Below are 7,802 nucleotides of genomic sequence, written 5' to 3'. Positions count from 1 at the left end.
GCCGTCGGGTCTGTTCGACGGCGCAGCAGAATCCGTCTGGGATGTGCGCACCTGGCACAGGATTGTCACCGGCACCGTCGCCACACGGGATTACAACTACCGGACAGCCACCACGCCGATGGATGCGACGGTCAGCGTACGCAGTGATGCGGTGACGACGGGTGAGCACTACCGCTACGCCGCGCCGTACCGCACGGCAGGGGACGACAGCGACCCGGAGCCGGAAACCGAATCCGGCGCATTTTATGCCCGGCTTCATCACGAGCGGGAACTCAATAAATCAGTCCGTATCCACCTGTTCAGCAACGCCTCCGTACTGTCACCTGGTCAGGTGCTGGAGCCGCAGGGCGATGTCATTGCTGCCCTGAAAGAGGGGGTCATCCTCACGCTGGTGACCTTCCGGGGCGCCCGTGATTCCCGCCTGCACGTGTCGGTCTGGGGCATGCCCTACACCGAACGGTACTGTTTCCGCCCGAGGGAAGTTTCGCGCCCGGAAATCCACGGTACCCTGCCCGCCCGCATTGAGAGCCGGGAAAAGAACGATATCTACGCCCACCTGGACGACCAGGGCCGCTACCGCGTCAGGCTGGACTTTGACCGGAACGATGCGGAACAGGGATTCGCATACCTGTGGCTGCGGATGGCGAAGCCGTATGCCGGAGAGACGTACGGCTGGCATACGCCGCTCACCGACGGGACCGAAGTGTCGATAGCGTACAGCAACGGCGACATCGACCTGCCGTATATCGCATATGTCCTGCACGATTCTGAACATCCGGACCCTGTCTCCCGCGACAACCACACCCGCAACGTGCTGCGCACGCCCGCCAACAACAAGCTGCGGATGGAGGATAAGCGCGGGGAGGAGCACATCAAGCTCGCCACGGAGTACGGCAAAACGCAGCTGAACAGCGGGCATCTGGTGGACGCGCAGGAGCAGCCCCGGGGTAAAGGCTTTGAACTCCGGACCGATGAGCACGGCGTTATTCGCGTCGCAAAGGGGCTGTTTGTCACCGCGGACGGGCAGCAGAAGGCCGCAGGCGGGGTGCTGGAGATGAGCACGGCACTCAGGGAAATCGACGTCTGCCTGCGACAGCTTCAGCAGCTGGAGATGGCGGCAGAGCAGGCGCAGGCGCTGAAGGCGGATATCGACAGCCAGATACAGATGTTTGAGCAGCGCCTGAAGCCGCTGAACGAAACCCTGCTGTTCTCTGCCCCGGAAGGGGTTGCCGTGACCAGCGGGGAGCACATGCAGATGACAGCGGCAAAAAACGTCGCCGTTAACGCCGGAGGGGATATCAGTGCCGGTGTCATGGGCAACATGACGGCGCTGTCGGGGGAAAAGCTCGGGCTGTTTGCCAGAACGGGCCAGCTGAGCCTGAAAGCCAGTGAAGGCCCGGTTGAGATGCAGGCGCAGAACGGGAGAATGCAGCTGTTCGCGGAAAAGAAGCTCACCCTGTCGTCTGCGAGTGACATCACGTTTGCGGGCAAGAAGCGCATCACGCTCATCGGGGGCGGGAGCTACCTGCGGCTGGAGGCCGGGAAGGTGGAGTATGGTACGACAGCGACCTACCTGCGCCGGGTGAGAAGAACGATGAAAACCGGACCAGCTTCATTGCCATTAAATTTGCCTTTAATGCCCCTGGTCGACCTGTTTACCTCCCGGCTTGCAAACCCGCCAGCGGGAGCTTCGCAGGAACAGGACAAGCCACAAGAACAGGATAAGACAAAGCTGAAACCTGTGCTCCGTATTTCAGACGCTCCAGGAATCAATGGGGTAGTTCAGCCTGGCTGTAAATGGCAGATTGTTCTGGCAGATTCTTATATGCAGGCCGTTACAACGGATGAGGTACTGATGAATGGACAATCTGATTCGGAGGGGCAAGTATTACAGTCAGAAGACCAGCAATATCAACTAACTGAACTGGCGAAACAATATGCAAACCAGTTATGGCTGGTTGTCGGTCATCGGGCCCACCGTCTCTATTTCAATGTGATTCCTGCTGCCACTGATGAGGATGTAAAAGATTTTTGTGCGCAGGATACGATGGGATTCCATCGTATCTTTAACCGTATTTCCGGAAATATACTTCCGGGCGAAAAACTGAAACAGTGTATAAAGACCGAGCAGCAGGTGAGCGGAGTAATGCTAGAGTCACTCAGGGAGAGTAAATAAAATGGTATCGCTTAAACTTGACGACGGTATGAACCGGTGCAGTGTTTATTTTGATGACAAAAGTGAAGAAAGCTACACCGCAACGGCTACTCATAATCATTGGGTACATTACACCAGTGGTCCGGAAAGGCAGTCAGAGAATTTTGCTGAGTATACAGAGGGCAATGTCGTGCAGGCTTTCCTTGGTGGAAAGGAGTATTTTTCTGCGCTTCTGGCAGCTTTTAAGCAGGCAAAAAAGTGCATTTTTATTACTGGCTGGCAGGTGAACTGGGACGCCCAACTGGCGGAGGGGATACGGCTGGTTGATACCCTGCTGGAGTCTGTACAGACAACTTCGGGTTTACAGGTTTATATTATGCCGTGGGAGAACCCGGCGCAGGTTGAGACGTATGCTGCGGCAACGGAACGGGTATTTGCTGCGATGAATACCCATCTCGGACGACAGGCTTTTTATGTTCAGCGTGCGGGTTCTAAATCCGGAGTGATGTTTTCGCATCATCAGAAATGCGTGATTGTCGATGAAAAACTGGCATTTGTCGGCGGAATTGACCTGGCCTATGGACGCTATGATGACCATTATGGTCTGCAGGCAAACGCAGACGGACGACAGGGCATGAATATGTACAATTCCTGTATTCCACCCATTGTTCATCGTCCAGGTTATGACCCGATGAACGAATATGTTATTCCAGTAGGGAAATATTCGCAGGAACAGCTACAGGGTGAGTTTAAACGAGCGGAAAAACGACAGACGGACAGCGTTCAGCACATTATTGATACAGTTTTAAAACATGAACTCTGGCAGTCTCAAGGGAGTTCGAAGGACAGCGTTTATCTGGATCCGACAATACAACCCCGGATGCCCTGGCAGGATTATCAGGTACAAATTGAGGGGCCTGCGGTGGATGATCTGGTCAGAAACTTTGTACTGCGCTGGAACAGTTATTCACACCGCTGGCCTGACAATCCTCTACAGACCCGTGTACCTGAACTTGATATCCCTGCAGTACCATCCATAAAAAAGGGAAGCTGTCAGATACAGGTATTGCGCAGTGCCTCATTGAGTATGCGACTTGATGAACATAAAAATATGCCGGAAATTGCGCCGAAAGCGCGACTGAAACAGGATGATATCCTGCGCAGTCTCCATCTGCTCATCAGTAAGGCGGAGCATTATATTTATATAGAGAATCAGTTTTTTGTGTCGGCATTTGAGAAATCATCTATTGGTGAAAATGAACCCTTGAGTCCAGTGGCAAAAAGTATTACCCCTACCCTGAGTGCTTGGGCAACCCGGCTATTGCCGGACGATGAAATGCCGCAAAACCCGGTAGCGGAATGGCTGGGGGACAGAATTAAGCGTGCGATTTTTAGTCATGTTGCGCAACCGTTTCATGTCTATATCGTACTGCCTGTATATCCGGAAGGGCGGCTTGATGACCCGGCTATCGTGGCGCAAATTCATCTGACCCGGCAGTCACTGGTATTTGGTTCTCACAGTCTGCTGAACCGCATCCGCCGTAGTTTGTGGGTGAAGCAACAACTTGAAGTGCAGGCGGTACCCCGCAAAGAATGGAGCAGGAAAATAGAGAAACTAGAAGAGCTATGTGGAACGGAATATACCAGTATTCCACTTGAAGTATGCGATCAATACGTGACGTTATTAAATCTGCGTGACCATGATGAACTAAACGGAATGGCGGTGACAGAGCAGATTTATGTACACAGTAAACTGACGATTGTGGACGACCGCTATGTGCTGGTGGGGAGCGCGAATATTAATGACAGAAGTCTGTTGGGTGACAGGGACTCTGAGCTGGCGGTACTGATATCGGATACTGAACATGGCTATACCGATCTGGATGGCAGTGGAACTACAGTTCCCTACCGTAATTTTGCTCGTAAGTTGCGGCAAAAGGCGTGGCGTAAATGGCTGGGGAGTGCGGCTGGGGAATGTGCAGAAGCGCTGGATAAGCCAGCACTAAAAGCCAGTTGGGAGAAGATTCAGGCTCTGGCGAGGGAAAACGCAATAATTTATGAGAGTGTATTTAATTTTATCCCACGAAATGATTTCATAAAAGATGAATCTGATGATGGCAATTACAGGAAAGAAAATAGCGAGCAGGGAGTAAAGATGAGGGCATCGTTATGGCCTGTAGCAGCAGCTAATTCACGAGACGTCCTTTCTAACGAAGGTAGTATGCCGTTTTCTTTTTCGTTTTGGAAAGAATATTCATTATATAATTACAATTTAAATAATATAAAAGGCTTTATAACTGCACTTCCTATTTACTGGTCGGAAGGTGAAAACAACTTAATTCCTTATAATACGCGGTTGATTGCCAGTAATTCTATACAGGCAGATGATGAAGTTCAAATTGCAAATAAAGATAATATAAGGGATTCACAGGAAAGCTAGTTATGAAAAAATTTCCATTGTTAATTTTATGGGGTGGTTTTCTTGTTTCACCTGTGACATTTTCCCAGAAATGGAATAGCGAGTGTGTAAGTTATTATCAGATGCAATTACCTGATGGATTGGATGTGGAATTATATCCTATAGAAGGATTTACTAATCCGGAGGAACAACCAGAAGGTAATGGCTTTTTTATTACCAGTCGATATGCACGTAATGGTATAACATTTGGTGATAAATATAACAGAGCAAAAGCAGATTCTATTCAAGCGCAATTTTCTTCGCTTTATTACGGTAATTATGAGTTGGATGTTTCCTCTGAAGAGAAAACTCCGGTTGATTTCTCTGCGTATAAAGAAAGAGTTGCTGATAGTATAAATTTCGGTATTGAAGTTGCCAGGAAATATGAAGAGCGTGATTTAAAGTTACTTAATAAGCCAATGGAAACAAAGGCGGAGTTTAACAGGAAGCATGAATACATCTTAAAAGATTATCCTAATGCTTTCGTGAATTATGACTACAGAGGATATACGGTTTACATAAATAGCGGAAAGCGCCTGTATCATTTTTGGGGGAGGAATGCCAAAGATTCAGGAGAAAAATCCCAGACTACTGAGATGCAGGTGCGGAAATCCGAACCTGAAGTTCTTTCTCTTCTAAATCGTTTCAGACCACGTAAGTTATACGAAGTCCCAACAGAGCAAGGGTTTTGCCTTCCCTACGGCTTTATCGCGGGTGATTCCGGTCATGAGCCTCGTAATATTGGGATAACATACCGGCTTCAAAATCACCCGGATGTGACCATATTTTTTCAGGATCTGGGGATGAAGCCAAAGGCGGGAAAAGAAGATGACCTGAATGAAAAAGATTATGTAAACTGGCTCTGGAACTGGCAATACCAGTGGTCAGCAGTTTCAAAAGAGCTGATAAAACCAAAGTGGCGTTCAATAGAAATGGATGGACGTAAGGGGGTTGGTACATTTGTGAAATCTGTCTACAAAGACGGTGGACTCAATTACGGCTATGTTGCTTATGTACAGGGAGATCGACAAGCCAGAAATCTGAAGCCAGATTTATTACTCTACGTGATGCAGGACAGTCGACAGGCGAGAGGTAACCCGCCAATGGACAAGGATGAGTTGGAAAAACTGGCAGAACATATTGTCAGTTCTATTAAGAGGCGGTAATTCATTTTTTACTGCCTCCACAATTATTTATCCCTTTATTTTCGCCCGCATTACTATTAATGCCGCTGGCGACGATGGTGAGAGTCTGGCAGCTCAGGGGGCGTAAAGTGGTTGATGCCGCCAATTACCAGACACTTCTGCGCTAGGCCGATACGGTCCTAAAGGACGAGGTGCTGGCGTCAAAAGAACTGCCGGTGATGCCCGGTGGCAGCGTGACGCTCAATATGCTCATGGATGAAGATGCTCAGTTCCAGCCTGGCGCTGCTGGGATACACCCGGCAGTGCGCCGTATTTCAGAACCAGTCCGTGCCGGAGGTGGTGGAGCAGGTTCTGCGCAGACACGGGCTGGAGGGACCTGATTTTGAATTCCGGCTGGAGCGCAGCTATCCGGCGCGGGAGCTGATAACCCAGTGGCGGGAGACGGATTTACAGTTTATCCAGCGCATTCTGTCAGAGGTGGGGATTTACTGGCGTACGGAGATGGATGATGTGCGCGGTCTGGATACGTACATTTTTGCCGACAGCCAGCTGAACTATCACTTTGATGTGCGCCTGCCGTACCGCGAGCCGTCGGGTCTGTTCGACGGCGCAGCAGAATCCGTCTGGGATGTGCGCACCTGGCACAGGATTGTCACCGGCACCGTCGCCACGCGGGATTACAACTACCGGACAGCCACCACGCCGATGGATGCGACGGTCAGCGTACGCAGTAATGCGGTGACGACGGGTGAGCACTACCGCTACAAATGCGCACCGCCTGGCGGGAGATCCAGCAGGCGACGGATATGACGCTGGAGATGTTAAACCGGGTGGACTGGGTACAGGTGCTGACCGATGCGGCAACCGCCATAGCGGTTATTCTGGTGGCGGTCGGCGTGGGGCGCTGGGCATTCCTGAAGCCATTATCGGCGCGTTTTTACTGATTGTACGCCTGGCGATAAGCGCCTGGGGGACGCTGGCGGCGATCCTCGGCGCAGGAACCACCGTGGCGGTAGCCCCGTAATAAGGAGTGATGATGTTAAAGGATCTGGTCGAAAAGTGGCTTCCGGAAGCATCGGTAAAATACAAGTACGGCAGCCCGGCGGTGAACCTCGGGTTGATAATCACCGTGTTCGTTAAAAACGGCCATACGCCGGAGGTTCGCCGAAAAATGGTGGAGTGTGTCGATCGTTATTACGGGGAATTTAAGCCGTATCTCAGGAAAACGCTGCCGGTAAAGAAATGGACCAGAATCACCGAAAACAATTATGCCAGACAGAAGCAGGCTATTCTAAACTCCACGCCTGAGGAAATTTTTGACTGGGTACTGAGTTCTGCAACTGAGTCATATCTGGCACCGGCTTACGAAATTCTTATCATGGGGAAACGAATATTCCATAACGAAAATGATCGCTCAGTCATAAAACTCGCTTTCCCCCTTTCCCTGCTGAAAGAGCCGGACGGTAAGGAACGGTATGAAAACTGGCTGCTTTGGCTGTGCGACACCTTCGAAGTGGAAAGCGGCTGTGCTGAGCTGTCGTTCGTTCTGCCCTACGCCTTTGAACAGATGTTCCCTTATGAATATGCCCTGGCTCAGCGTTTTTCCGGCGTGATGGTGGATTCGCTGGGTACCCCTGCGGGGAAGCGGTCGAAGGCCTCAAAGGTGCCTGCTGGTAAACCATTCTGGGCACGCCATGGCTGGAAAAGCTCGGAGGGGAAGACGCCGTCGCGCGGCGTCTGGTGAAAACACCGGAAATCGGCCTGCTCTCTTATAACAACGGGGTAATTCTGAAAGCCGGTGAGCTTCCTCCGGGTCTGGGTGAGATGAGAACCAAAGGCTTACCCCCTTACTGGTAAAGGTGAACCAGATTATTCGTCCGGTTCGTTATGACGGCCATAAAGGGCTCCATTTCTATTCCGGATACGAAAACCACCAGTTTGATGAAGAATCCTCCATGAAGTGATTTGCCCGCTTCGATGAGGCCAGCGCCCTGCTGGAATGAAAAAAGCCCCCTTTTAACAAAGGGGGCTGTCAACCCTATTT

Annotated in this window: 3 protein-coding genes and 4 pseudogenes; all 7 read left to right on the top strand. The window is 50.9% G+C overall.

What is annotated here, in order from left to right; translation table 11 throughout:
• The coding region (locus DD597_RS05230; protein ID WP_165298106.1) for a type VI secretion system Vgr family protein at nucleotides 1-2,176 on the top strand (2,176 nt) is incomplete at its 5' end.
• Between the two features lies 1 nt (nucleotide 2,177).
• The gene (locus DD597_RS05225) at nucleotides 2,178-4,595 is read left to right on the top strand and encodes a phospholipase D-like domain-containing protein (protein WP_129255992.1); all 2,418 of its coding nucleotides are present in this window, start codon (nucleotides 2,178-2,180) and stop codon (nucleotides 4,593-4,595) included.
• A 2-nt stretch (nucleotides 4,596-4,597) separates the two neighbouring features.
• Nucleotides 4,598-5,779, top strand: a complete 1,182-nt coding sequence (locus DD597_RS05220) for a T6SS immunity protein Tli4 family protein (RefSeq protein WP_165298103.1) — start codon at nucleotides 4,598-4,600, stop codon at nucleotides 5,777-5,779.
• 62 nt (nucleotides 5,780-5,841) lie between these two features.
• Nucleotides 5,842-6,030 (top strand): annotated as a pseudogene (locus DD597_RS25100) (type VI secretion lipoprotein TssJ); the annotation flags it as partial.
• A pseudogene (locus DD597_RS05210) lies at nucleotides 6,023-6,523 on the top strand (contractile injection system protein, VgrG/Pvc8 family); the annotation flags it as partial. The pseudogenes DD597_RS25100 and DD597_RS05210, both read left to right, overlap by 8 nt.
• A pseudogene (locus tag DD597_RS05205) lies at nucleotides 6,523-6,782 on the top strand (VRR-NUC domain-containing protein); the annotation flags it as partial. The pseudogenes DD597_RS05210 and DD597_RS05205, both read left to right, overlap by 1 nt.
• A gap of 9 nt (nucleotides 6,783-6,791) precedes the next feature.
• Nucleotides 6,792-7,719 (top strand): annotated as a pseudogene (locus tag DD597_RS05200) (DUF3396 domain-containing protein); the annotation flags it as partial.
• Nucleotides 7,720-7,802 lie beyond the last annotated feature (83 nt).

The sequence above is a fragment of the Enterobacter cloacae complex sp. 677-3DZ2D5B genome, assembly GCF_004136695.1.
GTDB lineage: Bacteria > Pseudomonadota > Gammaproteobacteria > Enterobacterales > Enterobacteriaceae > Enterobacter > Enterobacter hormaechei_C.
The sequence above is the reverse complement of the archived record's forward strand: the minus strand, read 5'-3'. Positions and strand labels throughout refer to the sequence as shown.

What these genes read in the sequence shown, in the direction of transcription:
- DD597_RS05220 (WP_165298103.1), top strand. Translation starts at nt 4,598, where the DNA reads ATGAAAAAATTTCCATTGTTAATTTTATGGGGTGGTTTTCTTGTTTCA.
- DD597_RS05225 (WP_129255992.1), top strand. Translation starts at nt 2,178, where the DNA reads ATGGTATCGCTTAAACTTGACGACGGTATGAACCGGTGCAGTGTTTAT.